General features: G+C 36.3%; 16 protein-coding genes. 15 read left to right on the top strand and 1 reads right to left on the bottom strand.

Annotated features, from left to right (window positions below; all coding sequences use genetic code 11):
• Positions 1-94: 94 nt before the first annotated feature.
• Positions 95-1558 (bottom strand): replicative DNA helicase, encoded by a 1464-nt coding sequence (locus VK159_RS09515; protein WP_324229901.1) that lies wholly within the window; start codon positions 1556-1558, stop codon positions 95-97.
• A 288-nt stretch (positions 1559-1846) separates the two neighbouring features.
• On the opposite strand from VK159_RS09515, the gene VK159_RS09510 reads away from it, so the two are divergent.
• The 15 genes from VK159_RS09510 to VK159_RS09440 all read left to right on the top strand — a co-directional run bounded on the left by VK159_RS09510 (position 1847) and on the right by VK159_RS09440 (position 22577).
• On the top strand, positions 1847-2560 hold the full coding sequence (locus VK159_RS09510) for a hypothetical protein (protein ID WP_324229900.1): 714 nt from the start codon (positions 1847-1849) through the stop codon (positions 2558-2560).
• 64 nt (positions 2561-2624) lie between these two features.
• Positions 2625-2993 carry a hypothetical protein gene (locus tag VK159_RS09505; protein WP_324229899.1) on the top strand — a complete coding sequence of 123 codons (369 nt, stop codon included), beginning with the start codon at positions 2625-2627 and terminating at the stop codon, positions 2991-2993.
• Positions 2994-3083: 90 nt separating this feature from the next.
• Complete coding sequence (locus tag VK159_RS09500) at positions 3084-3482, top strand: hypothetical protein (RefSeq protein ID WP_324229898.1); 399 nt, start codon at positions 3084-3086, stop codon at positions 3480-3482.
• 82 nt (positions 3483-3564) lie between these two features.
• Positions 3565-4965 (top strand): DNA recombination protein RmuC, encoded by a 1401-nt coding sequence (rmuC, locus tag VK159_RS09495; protein WP_324229897.1) that lies wholly within the window; start codon positions 3565-3567, stop codon positions 4963-4965.
• A 129-nt stretch (positions 4966-5094) separates the two neighbouring features.
• Positions 5095-6498 carry a DUF2779 domain-containing protein gene (locus tag VK159_RS09490; protein ID WP_324229896.1) on the top strand — a complete coding sequence of 468 codons (1404 nt, stop codon included), beginning with the start codon at positions 5095-5097 and terminating at the stop codon, positions 6496-6498.
• 316 nt (positions 6499-6814) lie between these two features.
• Positions 6815-9304, top strand: coding sequence for an N-6 DNA methylase (locus VK159_RS09485; protein WP_324229895.1), 2490 nt, complete (start codon positions 6815-6817; stop codon positions 9302-9304).
• 12 nt (positions 9305-9316) lie between these two features.
• On the top strand, positions 9317-11074 hold the full coding sequence (locus VK159_RS09480; RefSeq protein WP_324229894.1) for an RNA-binding domain-containing protein: 1758 nt from the start codon (positions 9317-9319) through the stop codon (positions 11072-11074).
• Positions 11075-11315: 241 nt separating this feature from the next.
• Positions 11316-12521: a restriction endonuclease subunit S gene (locus VK159_RS09475; RefSeq protein WP_324229893.1), complete on the top strand. Its 1206-nt coding sequence runs from the start codon at positions 11316-11318 to the stop codon at positions 12519-12521.
• A complete protein-coding gene (locus VK159_RS09470) occupies positions 12518-13033 on the top strand; it encodes a mismatch-specific DNA-glycosylase (protein WP_324229892.1) in 516 nt (171 codons plus the stop codon). Before VK159_RS09475 ends, VK159_RS09470 begins: the two co-directional genes overlap by 4 nt.
• 45 nt (positions 13034-13078) lie before the next feature.
• Positions 13079-13687, top strand: a complete 609-nt coding sequence (locus VK159_RS09465; RefSeq protein WP_324229891.1) for a hypothetical protein — start codon at positions 13079-13081, stop codon at positions 13685-13687.
• Between the two features lie 49 nt (positions 13688-13736).
• A complete protein-coding gene (locus tag VK159_RS09460) occupies positions 13737-14390 on the top strand; it encodes a hypothetical protein (RefSeq protein ID WP_324229890.1) in 654 nt (217 codons plus the stop codon).
• Positions 14391-14438: 48 nt separating this feature from the next.
• Complete coding sequence (locus VK159_RS09455; protein ID WP_324229889.1) at positions 14439-16304, top strand: DUF262 domain-containing protein; 1866 nt, start codon at positions 14439-14441, stop codon at positions 16302-16304.
• Position 16305: 1 nt separating this feature from the next.
• Positions 16306-18780 carry a GmrSD restriction endonuclease domain-containing protein gene (locus VK159_RS09450; RefSeq protein ID WP_324229888.1) on the top strand — a complete coding sequence of 825 codons (2475 nt, stop codon included), beginning with the start codon at positions 16306-16308 and terminating at the stop codon, positions 18778-18780.
• Between the two features lies 1 nt (position 18781).
• A complete protein-coding gene (locus tag VK159_RS09445) occupies positions 18782-21859 on the top strand; it encodes a type I restriction endonuclease subunit R (RefSeq protein ID WP_324229887.1) in 3078 nt (1025 codons plus the stop codon).
• A gap of 1 nt (position 21860) precedes the next feature.
• Positions 21861-22577, top strand: coding sequence for a SprT family zinc-dependent metalloprotease (locus VK159_RS09440; protein WP_324229886.1), 717 nt, complete (start codon positions 21861-21863; stop codon positions 22575-22577).
• Positions 22578-22823 lie beyond the last annotated feature (246 nt).

Below are 22823 nucleotides of genomic sequence, written 5' to 3'. Positions count from 1 at the left end.
TGTTAACGCTCATAATGAGTTTGTCCCGGCATAATCAGTTATATAAATTTTCAATTGATTTATAAGTTAATACCTGAATTAACTTCTGAGTTAATTAGAAAGGCATATCCTCTTGATCTAAGTTGTTTACATCTTTTTCATATTTTTTCTTTTCATCCTGAAAGCGTTTAGACCATTCCCCCTCCGATTCTTTGGCTTCAACAATTTCATGAAGTTGATCAAACAGCTTGTCATAAGGTATGAAGCGTTGAATATGAAGTAGAGCGCTCAAGTGAATTGTATCTAGCATGCCAGTTCTGTTTTTGGCAATACGTAGATGTGTTTCTCCCGTGATACCTTGACCAGCGTTATCAGCCTGTAACTCATAATATTCCGGTCGATATAAAAACATGACTACATCAGCCTCTTGTTCAATAGAACCGGATTCCCGCAGATCTGATAGCATTGGCATTCGTCCGGAGGTTCTGGTTTCTATATTCCGGTTGAGCTGCGATAACAGCACAATGGTTATATGAAATTCAGATGCGAGCTGTTTCAGCTCTTTCATAATATGGGTTAACTCCTCATCTCTGTATCGCCCTTGTTTCCCTTTCAGGTATTGGATATGATCGATAAAGATGATGTCAATAGGATTGCTGTGGTGTAGATGTAACGATTGCCTGATGTCGCTTACTGTAACAGATGGACGATCATGAATAATGATTTGATCATTTCGTTGTTCGTCTATTGAATGTTGCTGAAGTAATTCCCAATCCTGTGCATCTAATTTCCCTTTTGCAATATGTTCCAGTTTTATGCCTGTTTTACATGCCATGATTCGTTGGCTCAATTGGTCGGCACTCATTTCATGCGAAAAGTAAATAGCACGTCGAGGCTGTTCTTCATTGCTGCATACATTCAGCATCAGGTTAACGGCAAATGCAGTTTTGCCAACAGAAGGACGTGCTCCAATCACATAAAGTCTGCCAGGCTGTAATCCGTTGATCGCATGATCCAGCTTCTCATATCCAGTAGAAAAACCTGCTAGTTGATCTGGTTTATCGTTGTTTAGTTTGAATCGCTGGGTATGTGATTGCCATAAGTCTTTCAGCGAATGTTCTCTATTTTTCTTTCTATGGCCTAACAGTATGGAGGACTTGATTTGAATATCACCTAATATATCAAAAATATCGAATGCCGGATTTTGTAAATCACGTTCCGACTTTTGAATGACTGTAAGAAACTCGCCACGGAGGGAATGCCTGTGTATGATATTCATATAAGATCTCATCGCCGATACATCAGGTTGTATACAAGCTAACTCTTTCAAACGAGCTTCGGCACTCGTATTTTCTTTTCCTGACAATTCCTTCAACGCAAATAAAACAGTTGATGGTCTTATCTGATCATTACGTTCAACAAGTAACTTCATAGCTGCATAAATCTCCTGATGCTCTGGTGCAGAGAAGCGGGTACTAGCGGTAATAATGTGAGCTACCCGAAAGTATGTATCATGATTATTCAGGATAACAGCAAGAAATTGTTTTTCTACTTCTATGATTTCATCAAGTTGACTCATTGCGCTGGTTGTATTTGCATGAAATTGTGATTATTTAAATCACAGAACAGCACCTGTGAATAAATACAAAGTCTCTTTTTATCCACAGGAATTAGTTGTGAAAAACTTTGTGCGAATGTGAAAATAAAAATGCTATTTCTGGAAAACTGCTATTGCTGAATTGCAGTAATAGATTTATTTTATAGTCTCACATTCGCTGTGCAAGCTAACCGGCAACATTGCAACCTATTTGCAATGTGAAAACTTTCTCTTTTTTTAGTTTATGAATTAGCCACCAACTTTGTAAACATGGAAGCATCTGAATGGAATGAGTTTTCGGTTATTATTGGAAGAACCAGTAATAGTGAATTGCGGCAGATTCCTCTTTCCCAGCTTCCTCATTTGTTTCTGCTTTATAGTAATCAGGAACAGCTCTATCACTTTTTACAACGTTTGCTTACAAACTGGAAGAACAGTATAGCAAATAATGAGATAGGATTTGCCTTGGCGATGTCTGAAACGAACGTAGTAAAGGTGTTTGGGAGTAATCTCTCAACGCTGCCATACCCATTCTATAACAGAACGAATCCTGATCATGGATCGGTCGCATCTCGTTACATTTTTATGCAGGATCTGCTGAAGGAGTTGAAGAAACGGAAAAGAAATTCAATAAAGAATTCAAATCGAAGAGTTCCATTGATTGTTATCTCCGATGATATCTTTGAGCTGGTTATTACCAAGCGAAAGTATACGGGCTTGTATTTTTTACAATTGTTGATTGAAGGCCCGGCATACGGCATTCATTTTTTGATAGCATCGATCAGGGTGTACCGGAACTTAATAAATCAACTGATGGCGGTAAACCCTGTACTTAAAGATGCACTTCGAAAACTTATACCGGATTATGATTTCTCTATCAACCAACCTTTAGGTTCCGAATTAATTATGACACCTGAAGACCTCTACTTCTTCAAATCAAAGGAGCAGATAGATTATGACCGCTACTTCCCTGCCGAAAATTAAAATTTGCTTTGCAAATAGGTTGCAATGTGCTCATCTAGATTTGTATCATAAATCAATCGGACACATGTTTATTGTAATCCAACTTAACCAGCAACAACCTGAATTCAGAATGATCATGCAAGGTGCATTTGCAGGCTATCAGATTCTCAGCAAACAAATGACAGTTGAATCGAACCAGCAAATGAAATTGGATATCGGTTGGCGTAATCTGCCGGTCCAGAGACGGATTCTTTCACCGGGTGTTTATCTGTTTAATCAGGAAGTAAAGACGGATAGCTTTCATGCCTTGGAGTATTACCCGGCCGATACCGAGGTGAAACTCCCGTTCGAATCAACAAGTACCAACTATCAGGAATTATATATTAATACAGCCGATCAAAAACTTTTTGATAATGAAGCGGTGTCGGTTTTATTGGAAATAGATACGGCGTAACTCTTTTTTTGCATAGTAGTTTTATTTAATGGTTTTGTTAACCTGTGTCAAACACCTTTTATACTTTCAACAAACCTATTCTTACCCGATATGTCTCTACAATTTGACCTCGATCAATTGATTGAATCTGACGTTGAACTCTCTACTTCAATAGAAGAGCAAGGCGTTACGTTGCTTCATTGCTCCTATATAGCACCTCCCATTTATCTGATGGGTGGCTGGGTTTGCATTTGGCCGACCACGTATTTAGTGAATCAAAACAATAGTGAACAAGTTCAACTCATCCATGCGATCAATATACCAATGTCACCTGAGCGAAAATTCTTTAGCCGCAGTGGTGAACGATTTTCCTTCACGTTAATTTTTCCTAAACTGCCTGACGATTGGCCTGTATTTAATTTGCATGAATATACTGCCGATAATATGGGATTTAGAATCAGAAATATTCAACGGAATAATAGCGGTGTTTATCGACTTACTATACGGTAAATAATTTATAACGTTACAATTTTCACTTTGCAAATAGATTGCAACCTGTTCCATTAGATTTGTTCTTTATTAAATTTCTTTTATGACAACATCTATGCTGTACATTATCTTATCCCTTATTTCTTTAGTAGTTGGCGTTTTAATTGGTTGGTTTATTAGTCAGAGCAAAGCTGGCAAATCTGTAGCCTTGCTAACTGAAAAATGCCGACAACTTGAAAGCTCAAATAATGAGTTGTATCAACTGAATCAAAAACTGAGTATTGAAAAGGAGGATTACTTTGGTCGTTTTCAGTCAATAGCCGGTAAAGTATCCGTACTTGAAGAGGAGCAAAATAGAGCGCAGCAAATGCAGCTCGATTATCAGGCTGCATTAAATCAACTTGCTGCCATGAAGGAGCAATTAAATGCTGCTAATGAGAAGCTTCACTCACAGAAAGAGGATTTAGAAAAACTAGGAGACACATTTCGATTTGAGTTTAAAAATTTAGCCCAGGGAATTCTGGATGAAAAGACCCAAAAATTTACCGAGGCGAATGAAAAAAATATGAAGGCTATTCTTGATCCTCTTAAAACCGAAATTGGTGATTTCAAACAAAAAGTAGAAGAAACCTACGATAAGGAAAGCAAAGAGCGGTTTTCACTTGGTCGTGAAGTACAGAAATTAGTTGAAAGCAGTCAATTGGTTAGCGAACAGGCACACAATTTATCAACTGCATTAAAAGGGAATAAAAAGTTGCAGGGTAATTGGGGTGAAATGATTCTTGAAACAATTCTTGAAAATAGTGGGCTAATCAAAGGACAACATTTCCAGATTCAGGATTTTATCAGAGATGCAGCAGGAGCGATTATAAAAGACGAGAACGGAAGAGGACTACAGCCAGATGTAACGATTTATTATCCTGATGATCGTAAAGTAATTATTGATTCAAAAGTTTCACTGATTGCTTATGAAGCTTCGGTTAGTGCTGATCTTCCTGAAGACGCTGCGAAGCTAATGGATGAACACGTACGTGCAATAAAAGGTCATGTAGATGGCTTGAGTAAAAAGAACTACCCAAAATATGCCAAGGCACTCGATTATGTATTGATGTTTGTGCCTATTGAGCCTGCTTTTTTAGAAGCAGTAAAATCGGATCCAATTCTTTGGAAATATGCATATGATAAAGGAATCATTTTAGTTAGTCCTACCAATCTGTTGGCTATTCTAAAGATAGTGGAGGAAATGTGGAAGGTTGATAAGCAAACCAAAAATGCCGAAGCGATCGCAGAACAGGCAGGTGCCATCTATGAAAAATTTGTGGGCTTTTTGCACAATTTCAAATCAGTCGGTGATTCTCTTGGTGCAGCCCAACGAACATATGAAGATGCATACAAGCAATTGTCAACTGGCAAGGGAAATTTTTCACGGCAGGTGGAACGACTCAAAGACATGGGTGCAAAAACAGTGAAACATATTCCGACGGATTTTTTATTGGAGGAGTAAGTTCAATAAAATTGATGGGAGAAATTTTATCATGCCTATTTGCACAGTTATGTTTTAAAAGCGCACAGTAATTAAAATACCATCGGAATCTTATGCTAGTCACTATGAATTCTTTAAATTGAACTGTTCATGAAATCACCCAAACCCGAACGCCATCTCCTTTCCAAATCAACCTTCATGTATGGCTGCCAATGCCCCAAGCGGTTGTGGCTGCATAAATTCAAACCTGAAGTACGTGATGAAGAAGATGAAGCACAAATAGCCATCTTTCAATCCGGTACCGATGTAGGTATGCTGGCCCGTCAATTATTTCCTGGCGGTATAGATGCAAGTCCTGAAACAGCTTATCTCTATCAGCAATCTGTAGCCGATACAGCAAAGTATATCAGCAAAGGACATACAATCATTTACGAAGCAGCTTTTCAATACAACGGGGTATTAGCAGCAATGGATATCCTGGTGCAGCAAAACGGAAAGTGGTATGCCTTTGAAGTAAAAGGTACACTCGATGTAAAAGAACAACATGAATTGGATGCAGCATTACAATACTACGTACTTTCAAATGCAGGTCTTGAGTTGGAAGACATCAGCATACTCCATCTCAACCGTGATTATGTGCGTTCTGGTGATCTCGATATTCAACAACTCTTTACAGCAACATCCGTTTTAGAGAATGTGGTTGCACTGCAACCGCTCATTCAACAGAAGGAAGCAGAACTGAAAGATGTACTTAAACTAAAATCGGAGCCAGCTATTGAGCCCGGCAATCATTGCAGCAAACCCTACCCCTGCGATTTTTATGGTTACTGTAGCAAAGACCTGGTGGAGGAAGAAGCAGCGGATGAAGAATATCATTTTAATACAGGAGCTATTGGTGCATTTTTAGAAACCATACAATACCCCATTCTGTTTCTCGATTTTGAAACATGGATGGCAGCAGTGCCCGAACAGGATGGCCATTGGCCTTACAGGCAAGTACCTTTTCAATATTCGCTGCATATTAAGCATTCGGAAGAAACGGAAGTAGAACATATGCATTATCTCGCCGAAGGACCACACAGTCCGCATCTGCAATTTGCGTTACATCTGCTCAGTTCTGTTCCGCAGCGTGGCACTGTTGTGGTGTATAACAAAACATTCGAGAATATGATTCTCAATCAACTCAAAGAGGAATTTGAAGAACTGGCACCAGCTATTGAACATATCCAGGAACGTATTGTTGACCTGATGGCTCCTTTCCGAAAACATTACCGCACACCATTGATGCAAGGTTCCTATTCCATCAAATATGTATTGCCTGCTTTGGTTCCAGAATTGAGTTATTCCGAACTTGCAATTGGCAATGGCGGTACTGCCAGTGCAGCTTTTTATAATTTGAAACATGCAACCGATGCTGCTGCAATAGAAACAACACGTAATGCATTGCTGGAATATTGTAAGCTGGATACATGGGCCATGGTAAAATTGCTGGAACGTTTGCAGGTCGACTTGAATAAAGCAAGTGCCAATTTTGGCGATCCGTTTGCCAGCTAATACTCATTCGATTGCTGAGGGAAAAACACTGTTCTTTTATACAAAACTATAAACGATATTTACGGGCATTAAAAAATAAACAGTTGCCGTTTTTTGAATGCTAAAATAAAAAGCCTTACAAAAAAATATGAATATTGCCGTACTGAATCGATTGATCGTTTTTTATTTGAATTATAGTTGATAATCGCATGACTGGCTGTTGGAATTAAGGTATTTCAGTAGGCTTTTGTAATGGCATATACACCGGTAACATTGAGTAAAGCATATACTTAAACTTTAGAAAAATATTGTTGTAACCAAAACAGACGAAGATCTAATGGCAATTAAAAAATCAGAATTATACAGTTCCCTGTGGGCAAGTTGCGACAAGTTGAGGGGTTCCATGGAGCCAAGCCAATACAAAGATTATGTTTTGGTGTTGTTGTTTGTAAAATATGTGAGTGATAAGTATGCCAACGATCCAAATGGTTTGATAAAAATTCCGAAAGGCGGAAGCTTTAAGGATATGCAAGAACTGAAGGGGCAGAAAGATATTGGCGAAAAAATAGATGTTGCCATCAGCGCATTGGCGAAGGAAAATGATCTGGTGAATGTAATTGATGTAATCAGTTTCCAGGATGAAGAGAAACTGGGCAAAGGCAAGGAAATGGTGGACAAGCTCACCGACCTGATTACCATTTTTGAAAATCCTGCTTTAGACTTTAGTAAAAACAGAGCTGAAGGCGATGATATTTTAGGCGATGCTTACGAATACCTCATGCGGCATTTTGCTTCGGAAAGCGGTAAGAGTAAAGGCGAGTTTTATACCCCTGCCGAAGTGAGTAGAGTTTTGGCAAAAGTGATTGCCGTAAAAAAAGTAACCAAAGAAAAACAAACCATTTATGATCCTACTTGTGGCTCGGGTTCGCTGTTACTGAAAGTTGCCGAAGAAACAGAAGCTAAAGTAAATTTATACGGACAGGAAAAAACAGTAGTAACCGCTGCCTTGGCTCGTATGAATATGATTTTACACAACAACCCTGAGGCGGTAATTGAAAAAGGACAAAGTACCCTTTCCAATCCTTTGCATAAAAACGAATTGGGTAATTTAAAAACGTTCGATTTTGTCGTAGCTAATCCACCTTTCTCCTCTAAAAACTGGACAGATGGTTTTGATCCAGCCAATGATATTTACAATCGTTTTGATACCGAAAAAATACCGCCTGCAAAAAATGGCGATTATGCTTTTTTGTTACACATTATCAAATCACTAAAAAGCACGGGAAAAGGGGCATGTATTTTGCCACACGGTGTTTTGTTTAGAGGAAATGTAGAAAGCGAAATTCGTAAAAGCCTTATTGAGAAAGGCTACATCAAAGGCATTATTGGTTTACCTGCCAACTTGTTTTACGGAACAGGTATTCCTGCATGTGTGATTGTGATAGATATGGAAAATGCCGAAGCCACTAAAGATTTATCGGAAGAGGAACGTGGCATTTTTATGGTAGATGCAAGCAAAGGTTTTATCAAAGACGGTAATAAAAACCGTTTGCGTGAACAGGATATTCATAAAATAACCGATGTATTCAATAAGCAAATTGAAGTGCCAAAGTTCAGTCGTTTTGTATCGTACAAAGAAATAAGCGATCCAAAAAATGATTTCAATCTAAACATTCCCCGATACATTGATAGCCAGGAAATAGAAGACATACAAGATATTGAAGCCCATTTGCAGGGTGGTATTCCTAATGCAGATATTGAAGCATTAAGTAGTTATTGGAATGTTTATCCATCATTAAGAAAGCAATTGTTTAAAGATGGACGCAAAGGCTTTTCGGAATTAACAATCAGCCATAGCCAATTGAAAAATGAAATTTTTACGCATCCCGAATTTGTAACATTCAGCCAGGAAATGGACAATTTATTTGCGGAGTGGAAAATGCGAAATACGACTTTCTTAAAATCGTTGACGATTGGCATTAAACCCAAACAAACCATTCACAACATTTCGGAAGATGTATTGCAAACCTACACAGGCAAAGCCCTGATGGATAAATACGATGTGTACCAGCATTTGATGAATTATTGGAATGACACCATGCAAGACGATTGTTATTTGATAGCCGTGGATGGATGGAAGGCAGAACCTTATCGGATTATTGTTACAACTAAAGTAAAAGGGAAGGATGATAAACAGGTGGACAAGGGCTGGGCTTGCGATTTGGTGCCGAAAGCGTTGGTAATTGACCGCTACTTTTTAACAGAGAAAAAAGCCATTGAAAAACTGGAAGCTGAAAGAGAAACGGTTGCTTCTACCTTGCAGGAACTCGAAGAAGAACAAAGTGGAGACGAAGGTTATTTTTCTGATTTCGACAAGGTAAACAAAGCCAATGTGCAAAAACGACTGAAAGAAATTTTAGCAAGTAAACCCAAAATATCAAAGCAAAGCTTGGCTATGGCTGCTGAAGCAGAAACTGCTTATGGAGAACAAGCAGTGTTAGAACAGTATTTAGAATTAACTGAAAAGCAAACTGAGCTCAATAAAAAAATAAAAGAAGCAGAAGCCGAGTTGGATAAAATAACATTGGCACGATACAAAACATTCACCGAAACCGAAATAAAACAATTGGTTGTGGACGATAAATGGATGGCAAGTATTGAACGCAGTGTAAAAACAGAAATGGAACGCATCAGCCAACGCCTTACCCAACGAATAAAAGAACTGGCAGAACGATACGAAACGCCCCTGCCCAAACAAACCATGGAAGTGGCAGAATTAGAAACTAAGGTAACCGCTCACCTTCAAAAGATGGGATTTTCATTTTAATTTAAAATCCTGATGGAAAAGTATACGAAACACAGCATTCAATGGTTTTACAACTTATTAGAAGTTGGTGAATGTGAATTGGTAGATTTTAAAGAAGAGCTTTCTGATAAAAATATCTTTGGGAAATCATATAGAAGCTATGCCCCAAAGTATGAAGAACTGGCAAAAGATGTAGTTGCATTCGCCAATAAAAAAGGTGGTTTCATCTTTATTGGAATTGTGGACGACAGTAAAGAGCTAAACAAAGATTTCAGTTATAATAACCAACAGATATTTGATTTGGTTAAACAAATTCAGGACCGGACATCGCCGAGCATCACCCTTAAAGTTCATCAATTAAAAGTTGAGCAAATTGCGTTACTGGTTCTTGAGGTGCCATTTTCCAAGCAATTGCATCGAACCAGTAAAAGTGAATATTTAATTAGAAGTAATGATGGTAACAGAGCTATTGAGCCACATGAATTAAATACTATACAGGCAGAAAAAGAGTTGATTGTATATGATCAAAAGACCTGGCATTTCGATTTTAAATCTACACAAAACGATGCACAGGGAAACCCCATCCCCGGTTGGCAGGATATTGAGAAAACAAGAGATTTATACAATCGGATCAAACTTCAAAAACCACAAAGCCCTTATTTAAAAAATACATCCATTGAGTTTACAGAAACCTTAGGGTTAATCAAAGAAGAAAATCAAAAAATACTACCTACCACAGCCGGAGTGCTCTTTATTGGTAACACGAAAGCGTTAAAAGAATTTCCTTTTAATCAAATAAAATACATACGCTACTATGAAGATGGTAGCTACAAGCCGTTTGAGTATAGTGGCAACCTGATAGAAATTGCCGATGAATGCTTTGCCCAGTTAAAATCGGAAACCAAAATAAAAGAGTTTCATTTTGGATTGTTTAGAGAATACATTGAAGATTATGCCGAAGTGGTTTTACGGGAATTATTGATTAATGCCATTGCTCACCGGGATTATAGCCGCCAGCAAATCATCGAAATAAGAAAGTATCCAAATTACATGGAGTTTGAAAGCCCGGGGCATTTTCCACAAGGAGTTGATGAAACTAATTTTTTGCGTAAAACCAATCCAAGGAATCCCAGCATTATGGATGTATTCCGTGAAATCAATTATGCTGAAAAAGCCGGAAGTGGTTTTGATAAAATTTTTACCGCCCTGCTTTCCAAGGGTAAACAATTGCCGCAACCCATACAAACTTCAAGCTCAATAATTATAAAAATAGATGCAGATGTATATGCTGAGAAACTGGCCGAGCTTTCTATTTTATATAAGCAGTTAACCAAAGTTGATATTGATTTAGAAAAATTGTTGGTATTGAACTCTATTTATACCGGACAAAAACTCACTTTCACGCAACTTGAAAGTGCCGCCTTTGTAAATAAATACCAATTACGAAAAATATTATCCGAGCTGCAGGAATTAGAGCTTATCGAGTCAACAGGTAAAACTTCCGATGTAAAATACCTGATCCATAAAAGTAAACTGGAAACTACGGAAGAAAAGATAACTTATTCCAAACAGAAGAAGCAGGAGAAGGCCAGACAAGTTGAAGCCATTTTGAGGTATTTAGACAGTGTAGACGAAATTGACAATGAAAGTGCCCGGAAACTATTGAATATACCGAATAGCAATGCATCTTATATGAGCAGATTGTTTGCTGAAATGTTAACAAAAGAGCTGATCGAAATTGCCTACGAAAAGGGCCATCATCAACGGGTTTACAAACGAAAAAAGCAATGATTGCAAAGGAAAAAAGTATGAATATCAATAAGTTAAGTAAGGATCCTTTGCAAATCCCTTTGCAGGTTTTATCGGGCCTGTATACTCCCTGCAAAGAAAAAAACAGCAGAAAGAACCAGGATACAGTAACCTTAGTAAAACATAAAACCATTGTAATCATTCAGCCTAATAACTCTCTGCTAAGCAGTAACGAAGTATCAGTAGTTAATACATGTACTCACCTTCAAAACATGGGATTTGTATGGAGCTGGTAGCAGAGAAATATAAACAAACCGAAGTAGGTTTAATTCCGAGTGATTGGGCAGTGAAAAGTATAAGAGATGTCTGTGTTCTAATCAATGGAAGAGGATTTAAACCATTTGAATGGAAAAAGGAAGGTTTGCCGATAATTAGAATTCAAAATTTGAATGGTTCAAATGACTACAATTATTATGATGGACATTATGACAAGAAAATTGAAGTGGAAAATGGTCAACTATTGTTTGCTTGGTCAGGAAGTCGAGGCACTTCGTTTGGACCACATATATGGTTTGGCACAAAAGCACTTTTAAATTATCATACTTGGAAAATAGTGATTAATGAAGATGTAATTGTTAAGTCATTCTTTAATCATGCCTTAAAAGTTCTAACAAAACATATCGAGGATAATGCTCATGGTGCCTCAGCTTTAGTTCATACACAAAAATGGGAAATGGAAGGTTTTAAATTCCCAGTACCACTAAGTAAAGCCGAACAAATCGCCATAGCCACCGCCCTATCCGATGCCGATGCCTTGATTAGCAGTTTAGAGAAACTCATTGCCAAAAAACGCAACATCAAGCAAGGGGCAATGCAAAAATTGCTGCAACCAAAAGAGGGTTGGGAGGTAAAGAAGTTGGGGGAGGTGATTTATTTGCAAGGAGGATATGCTTTCAAGAGTGAGTTATTTAAAAATGTGGGCGTTCCGATAATTAGAATTTCTGATGTTGGAAACAACAAAGTAGATACTGACTATTCTGTGTGCTATGAACCTTTTAATATCCCCAAAGAATTTGTAGCAAAAAAAGGTGATGTTTTAATTGCAATGTCTGGTGCCACAACTGGAAAAATTGGGATTTACAATTATGATGGAATTGCATATATAAATCAACGTGTTGGCAAATTTGTGGTATTAAATGAGAATGAAACATCACAAGAATTTATTTCTCATATAGTTCGTTCAGAGAAATTTAAAGAGAATTTGACTAAAGAAATTGCTCAAGGTGCTCAACCAAATATTAGTGGGAAGCAAATACAGTCCATACTTCTACCTATACCAAATGAAAAAGAAGAACAAACCCGCAACGCCACCATTCTTTCCGATATGGATGCCGAGATAAGTGCCTTAGAAACCAAATTGGAGAAATACAGAAAAGTAAAATTGGGGATGATGCAGAATTTATTAACGGGGAAAATACGACTTATATGAAACTGCCTGATTTACTAATTGAAGATTTAGATGTTGTTTTTTGTGGTACTGCAGCAGGAGATAAATCCGCTGAATTGAAAGCATATTATGCAGGACCTGGTAATCAATTTTATAGTATTATTAATTCAGTTGGTTTTACTCCTATAAAACTTCTACCTAGTCAATTCCCTGATTTACTTAATTATAGAATAGGCTTGACAGATATTGCCAAGTTTGCGCAAGGTGTTGATGCAAAACTAAAAAGTAGCGATTTTGATGTGATGGGGTTTAAAGAAAAAATTATCAAATACCAACCAAAATATGTTTGTTTCAATGGTAAAGAAGCTGCAAGGGTATTTTATAGTCTAAAACAGACTAAGAATATTAAATATGGTATTCAAACAGATATCATAAAAAAAACTAAACTTTTTGTTGCACCAAGTACATCCGGCAGTGCAAGAGGATATTGGGACGAAAATGTATGGAAAGAATTATTTGAATTGCTAAAGAATAGAAAAGTACATAAAAGTTAATATGGGTATCATGCAAAATTTATTAATCGGAAAAATATGGCTTGTATGATTGAAAATGTAGAAGGAGTTTTTAGGTGCGTAGCAGAAAAGTTCAATGTTCCTGATATCTTAAATGTTAATACAGGGTTTTATAAGATTTCAGGATCCGAAATTCAATTTGTTTCAGGAATCCGAAACGAGGAGTTAGACACTATTGCCAAAGGGCAAATTAAATTCGGCGAAGTATTTGGCTTTTACCTTGATAATACCCACCTTGAAACGACAGAATTTAATGCAGGAATTGGTCTGCATGTGAAGTTTTTACCTTTTAACGATGAAGATCCTGATGAACTTGCCGAAATGATTGCACTTCATGAATTAGCTCATTTGATTGAGCAACAAAAACTGACAAATCAACTTAATATCGAATTAGAAGAATGTGATCAGGCTATTGGGAATAAAGTTGAGATACACTTAAATAACTGGAATCCAGATTTGGGTCACAATCAAGAATTTGTAGCAATACTTAATTATCTAATACGAAGGGAATATCCCATGGACTATGCGCATAAGCTTCGTGTTGCATTATCATTAACATTAGCTGATATAGAAAGTGATATTGTTAATGAAGAAGAAGATGAGTCATATTATGATTGTAGAAGAGCCAACTTCTAGAAATATAATGATACAGATATTATTAACGTAGAAATATATTTAATATAGTATGCCTTGTAATCACAAATTCATTGACTACCTAAATCTGGAACATTTAGATTTTGAACCCACTACTTTAATTGTGGGAACGTTTAATCCGGAATGGCCGGCTGGTAATAATGCAGAATGGTTTTACGGAAGAACCCATCACCATCATGGTAATCAAAATAATAATTTTTGGGATGTATTACCTCGCCTTTACCAAGGAGAGCATTCTTTAATTAATGCTGTACATGCTGATTGGAAAGCATTTTGTTCCCGCAAACAAATTGCACTTACAGATTTGATAACCACCATAAAAGATGCTGATCAAGATGATCCAGACGATGTTGCACTAATAGGAAATTATGCAGACAATGCAATTGCTGATAATTTCCATGATTTTGTATTTACAGACATCATTAGTCTATTGCAAAATAACCCTACTATAAATAATGTATACATTACCAATGGAGTTAATGGTGCATTTTGGAATGCTCTCTGGACCCCTGTTGTTCATTATTGCGAAGAGAATAACATCAGGTCTACAACATTACTGACTCCTTCAAAAAATGCAAGATTCAGCATGTTTGCACATAACCATAACAATCCTAATAACCAATATAACATGGCCAACCTAAATGAATATATTTTAATGAGATGGCAAGAACAATGGCATTTTTAAAATACTTATTGACGGTAAAGTTTTTTCAATACAAAATAATTAGTTGCTATGACTGAAACACAAATCCCAAATACCAATTTCACACTCAAACGCATTAATGAGTTAAATGGAATGACTTTTTTTGTAGAGGCATACCAACGAGGCTACAAATGGGATGTGCAGCAGGTGTTAGATTTACTCAATGATATTGAAGAGTTTGAAGCAATTGGTTCTCGGTTTTACTGTTTGCAGCCAATTGTGGTTAAAAAAATAGACGCAGCAGATCCACGAATTACTGAAAAAAAAATTTCAAATAAAGAAAGTGTTTATGAGCTTATTGATGGTCAACAACGATTAACCACCGCATTCATCATTCTTTCGTTGTTGGCAAAAGAGCAATTACCTTTTCAACTCATTTACAAAACAAGACCTGGGAGTGAATTGTTTTTGAAAAACATCGCCACTATACAACCACTATCGTTCACCTTGCAGCCTGACAATATTAAAGAAACTAATCGAGAGCTAAATATTATTTGGAAGCAGCAGGTAAAACAAAATAAGAAAATTGATAATGTAGATAATTATCATTTTTTCAAAGCGTGTATGCTCATTTATCAATGGGCGAAGGGTAATGACCAAGCAATATTAATAGACAAATTGTTGCAACACGTAAAAGTAATATGGTACAACATACAACAGGAAGCTGAAGCACCTGCAGTTCAATTAAAAAATGCCGAGCAAGTATTTATCAATTTCAACCAAGGTAAAATACAGTTAGAGCAGGCGGAATTGATAAAAGCATTATTTGTGATTAAGTTTAAGGAAATAATTAATCTCGAGATCAGAAGTATTCATATCAATCAGTTTGCAGAAGAATGGAACATTATTGAGGCTCAATTACAGGATGACCGTTTCTGGTATTTTGTTAGCAATGATACTTCCGATAAAAAAAGGTATAACCGTATTGATTTACTTTTTGATATCCTTTCTGGTAAACCCAAAACAACAGAAGATTCTCTTTTTGCTTACCATTCCTATATAAAATCAAATAATAGCATTGATCAAACATCAGATAATTGGAAAAAATTGAAAGATTTGTTCGAATTACTAAAAGAATGGTATGAAGACAGATTACTATATCATCTGATTGGAATTATTGTTTACCTGGAAATAGAAACTATTTCCGACTTGATAAATATATATAACAATAAAAATAACGTTAAAAACAAGACAGACTTTGAGCATCAATTAAAGTCGATAATAGCCAAAGAACTAAAAAAACCAGAATTTGAGTTAGCTAAATTAGATTACAAAAGTTCTGACGAAACCAAAATCATCCTGCACCTTTTTAATATTGCTACATACTATATTAGCGACTTCAATTATCGATTCCCATTTGATAAACTCAAAATCCAAACTTGGTCTTTGGAACATATCCACGCTCAAAATGCCGATGAGTTTTCTGAAAAACAAGAGTTTATTGACTGGCTTGAAGATATACAGTCTTTGCTTGAAGATATCGGTGACAAGGATAAACTCGATGAGTCAAAAAGTCTTTTAGAAGAACTCAAAACCAAAGAGCTTCGTCAAATTAAGGATAAACTTTTGGGCTTCTACAATACATTGAGCAATGTCCTTAATAAGGATAATATAGACAATCTTTGTTTATTGGATACACGAACAAATTCATCACTTGGCAATAATAATTTCAGAAATAAAAGAAGGGCAATTTTAGAAATTGACGGGGCCGGAGAGATTGAAATAGATAACGAAAAAGTGAAAGTATTCATTCCTATTGCAACAAAAAATGTGTTTTTAAAATACTACAACACTGGAGTTCAGGATATTCAATTTACCTATTGGGGCAAAAATGATCGTGAGGATTATATTTTGGCAATTGGCGAGCAATTATCAAACTTTTTAAGCATTGAATAATATGGAGCATCAGAATCTGGCAAACGGTAGTGCAATAACTTTTACTGACATCATAAGCAATCATAAAATTGAAATTCCTATTATTCAAAGGGACTATGCGCAAGGGCGAATAAGCAATAGAATTAATCCAATCAGAAAGAAATTTATTCGAGATTTAATCTATGCTTTAAAAGATGGTTCTAAACCTCTCCATCTTGATTTTGTTTATGGTAGGATTGATGGCAAAAATCAGAAACTTATTTTTGCAAGAAACAAAGAGGCTATTGAAAATATTCTATTGGCAGTTAAAGGATATGCGGACCAATGCAATATTGATTTCGACCCGAAAATAAAAGTGCCTGACACCATTAATGACTCTGTTAACAGCAATTTTATTCCATTAGATGGGCAGCAAAGACTTACCACACTTTACCTTTTGCATTGGTACGTTCTGGCAAAAATAGAAATTGAAAATAAGAGTAAAATTCTAAATCAACTAAAGGGATTTAGCTATAAAACCAGAAATACCACGAAAGAATTTTGCAATTTTTTGATAAAGAAAAGTTCAACATTAGGCTTTGAGCCACACAAATCAATTTCTAAAGTTATAGGAGAAAGCCCTGAATTTAAAAGTATTTGGAAGAAAGATCCTTCCGTGCAAGGAATGCTTACCACACTTGACGAAATACACGATTTGATAAAATACGCTGATGAAAGTTTGTTGACAGCATACTGGTATAACCTAGCAAAGAACCGAAGAGTAACATTTGATTTTTTGGATTTGGATCAATACGAACAAACTGATGAGTTGTATGTAAAAATGAATGCAAGAGGAAAGCAATTAACAGATTTTGAGCATTTCAAGTCTTGGTTACACGAATACGTTAAATCGAAGGTGATTAAGATTTCGGAGGACAATTGGTCTGATAAAATTGATACTCTATGGTTGGATTTGTTTTGGAGCAATAAGCCTGAAAATTCTTACGAGGTAGATGGTTCAATTTATAATTTCATTAAAAGTGTTAACCTTTATGAGTATATCTTAAGCACAAAAAAAGAACCATCAAGTAAGGAGAATCAAAATAAAAATGCCATCAACAGGGAACTAATAGATAAAATCAATAAAAACAAAGAAGAAAAAAGCTTTATATCAGTAACTGAGTATGAGGAATCGCTTTTTTTTAGCAGTGAAAGTTTAAACTTCACCTTCTCTTGTTTGAGGAAATTATCTGAAATTGAGTTAGATATTTTGCATGCCAATTTGAAAGACATTACTCTTTTCCCTTTTTTAGGTACCGCTGATAAGGAAGTTAAATTGCCTTCCATATTTTTATCAGATAGTATTAACCCGTCTCTGCCAGACAGAGTTTTCTTTTACGCTTTTTTATTATTTATATCCGAAAGTTCTGTTGATGTTTCCAAAGCTGAAACTATTGAACAACTTAGAAAATGGATGAGAATATGCCGCAATATCATCTTCAACACTTATATCCAAAATCCGGATAACTTCATCGATGCTATAAAGTCCATCAAGGAGTTGTCAATTCATAAAAACGAGATTGAGACAGTAATCTGTAAAGAGAATTTTAGTATTAAATTCTTTGATAGTCAGCTAAAGGAAGAAATCAGGAAAATAGGATATTTCAAAAAAGGGGAGAATTGGAAAAAGAAAATAGTAGAAGTTGAGAATCACTCTTATTTCTATGGTCAAATTGATTTTATCTTCAATCTTTTAGATAATAAAGAAGATTATCAACAATTTCAGTTTTATTGCGATAAGTTAATCAGAATATTTAACCAGCCTGAAGTAAACGATTTTTTATTTCATAGATTATTGCTGTCAAAAGGTGATTATTTGGTACATTCCAACAGTAAATTTTCATTCTGTGAATCAAACATCAGAGGTCTTCGTGCAAGACAAGACAATTGGAGAAAAGTGTTTAACGATCAAACCAAGCTTAGATTTATAAAGGAAGTTTTAGACGAGTCGTCTTCTTTGGATATTTCCGCTGTTTCATTAGCGAGCTACTCAAATAATAGCTGGGCAACTTTTTTCATAAATGAAAAGTACATTGAAAACCTCAATTTTTTGCAGAACCGGTTGATTGATTGGGGAAGTTTATGGGATATCAGACTTTTAGAAAAATCAACATTCAGTGGGAAGCACGCTGATTTATATTCTCATACGCTATATATTGATTTGGGTGCGGAAGATTATAATGTTAAATATATTTCAGTGAATGGGCGAAGAACCGAATCTAATAGGCCAAAGATTGAAATTAAACTAGCTGCTGAAACTATTAGTATTTGTTATGAACCCAATTATAGTAATGACGAGTGTGCATTTGTAATTGATTTTGAAATAACTCGATTTGTAGATATTTCCGATTTCGAAGTTTTAAATAATAAGATAGTTTATAAGATGAGCAAGGAAAAAGTTGCGGAAGAATATAACACTGCTTCCTTAGCCATTATTAAATTATTGAAATCTGTTTAGTATGAGCAAAGTAGGTCAAATAGAACGTGCCACTCAAAACCGCATTATACAATTGTTTCGAGAGCAATTGCAGTACGAATATTTAGGCAATTGGGAAGAACGTGAAGGCAACAGCAATATAGAAGAAGCAGAGTTGCGCAAATTTCTGCAAGGCAAATACAGCGATGAACTTATTACCAAAGCCATTTTTGCCTTAAAGAAAGAAGCCAATATCAATAGCAACGACGACCTGTACACTGCCAACAAAGAAGTGTATTCAATGCTCCGCTATGGCACATCAAAAAAAGTAGATGCCATTCGAAGACCTGAGCACGTTGATTTTATTGATTGGGAAAATCCACTCAATAACCACTTTGCCATTGCCGAAGAAGTAACCATTAAAGGAGCCAAAGAACGCAGACCCGATATTGTACTATACATCAACGGTATTTCCATTGGCATATTAGAGCTTAAAAAAGCAAGTGTTTCCGTGAATGAAGGTATTCGGCAAAATATCAGCAATCAATTACACCTTTTCAACAAACCGTTTTTCACTACCATTCAACTGGTATTGGCAGGCAACGACAGCAATGGTTTGTATTATGGGACAACCAAAACCGAAGAAAAGTATTTTCTAAAATGGAAAGAAGACAATGATGTGTACAATGCCGATGAAATTTTGTTAAATAAGCATATTATTCAATTTTGCAACAAAGAACGCCTATTGGAAATCATTCACAATTTTGTGATTTTTGATTTTGGTACGAAAAAATTGTGTCGTCCTAATCAGTATTTCGGAATCAAAGAAGCACAGAAATACATAGCCAAAAAGGAAGGCGGCATCATTTGGCACACACAAGGCAGCGGTAAGAGTTTAACGATGGTGTGGCTGGCAAAATGGATTTTAGAAAATAACCCTAAAGCCCGCTTGCTGATCGTAACCGATCGAACTGAATTAGACGAACAAATTGAAGGCGTTTTTCTGGGCGTTGGAGAAACCATCAAACGAACCAAAAGCGGAGGCGATTTGGTTTCGATACTCAATAATACTTCGCCACGTTTGGTTTGCAGCCTTGTGCATAAGTTTGGAGGTAAAGAAGAAAATGCAGCTCATGAATTTGTATCAGCTTTAAAGCAATCAAAAGACTTTCATCCTAAAGGCGACTTTGTGGTTTTTATTGATGAATGTCATCGTACCCAAAGTGGCGATTTGCATAAAGCAATGAAAAGCATCTTGCCTGAAAATTCAATTTTCATTGGTTTCACAGGCACACCTTTGTTGAAAAAAGACAAAAAGAAAAGTCTGGAGGTTTTCGGCAGGTATATACATACTTACAAATTTGACGAAGCGGTAAAAGATGGAGTTGTTTTGGATTTGCTTTATGAAGCCCGTGATGTTGACCAACACGTATTAGACCAAAAGGGGATTGATGATTGGTTTGAAATTGTTACCCAGGGAATGAACGACCTGCCCAAAGCAGAACTGAAACAGAAATGGGGAACTATGCAAAAAGTGTTGAGTACGAAAAGCCGCTTGGAGAAAATTGTATTCGACATCAAAAAAGATTTTATTACCAAACCACGATTAAAAGACGGTAGAGGAAACGCCCTATTGGTAGCAAGAAGTATTTATGAAGCATGCAGGTACTACGAAATATTTCAAAATTTCGGTTTAAAGAAATGCGGCATCATCACGAGTTTTGAACCCAACGAGAACAGCATTAAAATAGAAGAAACTGGTAACGGAGAAACGGAGAAAAAAGAGCAGTTTGAGATTTACCAAAAAATGCTCAAAGACTATGGTTTTAAAGATGCCGAGAGTTTTGAAAAATTTGCCAAAAAGAAATTTAAGGAAGAACCTGCCAATATGCAGCTGCTTATTGTAGTTGATAAATTGCTCACAGGTTTTGATGCCATCCATTGTACGTATTTGTACATAGACAAGCAGATGCAAGACCATGGTTTGTTTCAAGCCATTTGTCGTACTAATAGGTTAGGTAAAGAAGAAGAAAACGATCCTTACTACAAAGAGTTTGGTTATATCATTGACTACAAAAACCTGATAGACAATCTCAATAAATCCATCACCAATTATACGTCAGATGCTTTTGATGCTTTTGATGCTGAAGACGTAGAAGGCCTGTTGACCGATAGATTAGTAAAAGCAAAAGAACGCCTGGAAGATGCCATTGAAGCCTTGCATCAATTATGTTTAGATGTGCCTGCACCTAAACAACTGGAACAGTATTATCACTATTTCTGTGGCGACACAACCAACAAAGACGATCTGAAGGATAACGAAGAAAAACGTTTGACTTTATACAAATTGACAGTAGCATTAATCAGGGCTTACAATAACATTGCCGCTGAAATAGTAGAAGCAGGTTACACACAAGCTGAAGCCGACAAAATAAAAGAGAAAGTAAACTACTATGCTGAATTGCGAAACAGCATCAAGCATTACAGCTCCGACTATATCGACTTAAAGAAATACGAACCCGATATGCGTCAGATGTTGGATATGTATCTCACAGCCGATCCAAGCCGTGTACTTTCCAATTTAGGCGAAGCAACCTTGCTGCAACTCATTGTTGAAAATGGTATTGAAGAAGCCACAGACAAATTACCGGCAAGTATCAAAGGCAACAAAGCGGCCATGAGTGAAACCATTGAAAATAACATGCGGAAAACAATTATTCAGGAAATGCCTGTAAATCCTGCATATTATGAAAGGATGAGTGTGCTGCTTTTAGAATTGATACGATTAAGAAAAGAAGAAGCCATTACCTACGAAGAATTGCTGAAAAAGTATGAAGAATTGGCAAAGGATATTCAGCCAAACACAAAGAAATCTTATCCCAAAGACATCGACACAAAGCCAAAGCAAGCTCTTTACGACAACTTAGAAGAGAACGAAGAATTATCGATTTTGATGGATGAACAGGTACGCTATGTAAAAGATGATGACTGGAGAAGCACACATATCAAGCGAAGAAAAGTTGAATTGGCTATTAAGGAAATTTTAGAAAAATATGGCATAACAGACGAAGCCGTGCTCCGTAAAATATTTGATTTAGTTTCTAACCAGAAGGAATATTAAAATGCATCAAATCGAAATAAGCGACTTTACCATTGATGTGGTGCGAAAAAGCATAAAGAATATGCACCTTTCTGTATATCCGCCAACAGGCAGGGTCCGTATTGCCGCACCTTTAGCTATTGATGATGAAGCGGTACGGCTGTTTGCGATTTCAAAACTATCCTGGATAAAAAAGAACCAACGGAAATTCGAGAAACAGGAAAGACAGTCGCCAAGATCATTTGCAGAAAGGGAGAGCCATTACTTTGAAGGACGCAGGTATTTGTTAAGAGTAACAGAACACGAAGCTCCGCCAAAAGTCATTATTAAAACCAAAACCCACATTGACCTGTTTGTAAGACCGAACTCAAGCATAGAACAACGGCAAATTATTTTAAATGAATGGTATCGCAATCAATTAAAATATCATATACCTGCACTCATTGTCAAGTGGGAAAGGATTATCGGAGTAGAAGTTGCAGACTGGGGTGTAAAACAAATGAAGACCAAATGGGGTACTTGTAATATAGAACAGAAACGCATTTGGGTAAATCTTGAACTGGCTAAAAAGCCAGCATATTGTTTGGAATACATAGTAGTTCACGAAATGATACACCTATTAGAGCGCCATCACAACGACCGTTTCCTTGCATACCTTGACAAGTTTATACCTAAATGGAAGTTTTATAAAGAAGAATTAAATCGTTTACCTGTAAGTCATGGTGAATGGACTTACTAAAACAAGAAGTACCTATGATAGATTATAAAGAATTGAATAAAAGTGATGTTCATAAAATCAATGAACTGTGTTGCTATTTCTTTTTATCTAAAACTGACTTCTCTATTGTAAATACCACCCAAACTGACCCCCATCCGCCATTTTAAATTGACCCCCTAAAAAAATCTTCCAAAAACTGGAGGAGAGATACTCTGAAGCTGTTAAAGAACTGGTTGTTTTTACTTGTCAAACGTAGGATAAAATTAT

The sequence above is a fragment of the Lacibacter sp. genome, assembly GCF_035299325.1.
Lineage (GTDB): Bacteria > Bacteroidota > Bacteroidia > Chitinophagales > Chitinophagaceae > Lacibacter.
The sequence above is the reverse complement of the archived record's forward strand: the minus strand, read 5'-3'. Positions and strand labels throughout refer to the sequence as shown.

Coding starts and splice junctions, on each gene's coding strand:
- VK159_RS09460 (WP_324229890.1), top strand. CDS start 13,737: ATGCCTTGTAATCACAAATTCATTGACTACCTAAATCTGGAACATTTA.
- VK159_RS09515 (WP_324229901.1), bottom strand. CDS start 1,558: ATGAGTCAACTTGATGAAATCATAGAAGTAGAAAAACAATTTCTTGCT.
- VK159_RS09485 (WP_324229895.1), top strand. CDS start 6,815: ATGGCAATTAAAAAATCAGAATTATACAGTTCCCTGTGGGCAAGTTGC.
- VK159_RS09510 (WP_324229900.1), top strand. CDS start 1,847: ATGGAAGCATCTGAATGGAATGAGTTTTCGGTTATTATTGGAAGAACC.
- rmuC (WP_324229897.1), top strand. CDS start 3,565: ATGACAACATCTATGCTGTACATTATCTTATCCCTTATTTCTTTAGTA.
- VK159_RS09445 (WP_324229887.1), top strand. CDS start 18,782: ATGAGCAAAGTAGGTCAAATAGAACGTGCCACTCAAAACCGCATTATA.
- VK159_RS09505 (WP_324229899.1), top strand. CDS start 2,625: ATGTTTATTGTAATCCAACTTAACCAGCAACAACCTGAATTCAGAATG.
- VK159_RS09475 (WP_324229893.1), top strand. CDS start 11,316: ATGGAGCTGGTAGCAGAGAAATATAAACAAACCGAAGTAGGTTTAATT.
- VK159_RS09450 (WP_324229888.1), top strand. CDS start 16,306: ATGGAGCATCAGAATCTGGCAAACGGTAGTGCAATAACTTTTACTGAC.
- VK159_RS09480 (WP_324229894.1), top strand. CDS start 9,317: ATGGAAAAGTATACGAAACACAGCATTCAATGGTTTTACAACTTATTA.
- VK159_RS09455 (WP_324229889.1), top strand. CDS start 14,439: ATGACTGAAACACAAATCCCAAATACCAATTTCACACTCAAACGCATT.
- VK159_RS09440 (WP_324229886.1), top strand. CDS start 21,861: ATGCATCAAATCGAAATAAGCGACTTTACCATTGATGTGGTGCGAAAA.
- VK159_RS09500 (WP_324229898.1), top strand. CDS start 3,084: ATGTCTCTACAATTTGACCTCGATCAATTGATTGAATCTGACGTTGAA.
- VK159_RS09490 (WP_324229896.1), top strand. CDS start 5,095: ATGAAATCACCCAAACCCGAACGCCATCTCCTTTCCAAATCAACCTTC.
- VK159_RS09465 (WP_324229891.1), top strand. CDS start 13,079: ATGATTGAAAATGTAGAAGGAGTTTTTAGGTGCGTAGCAGAAAAGTTC.
- VK159_RS09470 (WP_324229892.1), top strand. CDS start 12,518: ATGAAACTGCCTGATTTACTAATTGAAGATTTAGATGTTGTTTTTTGT.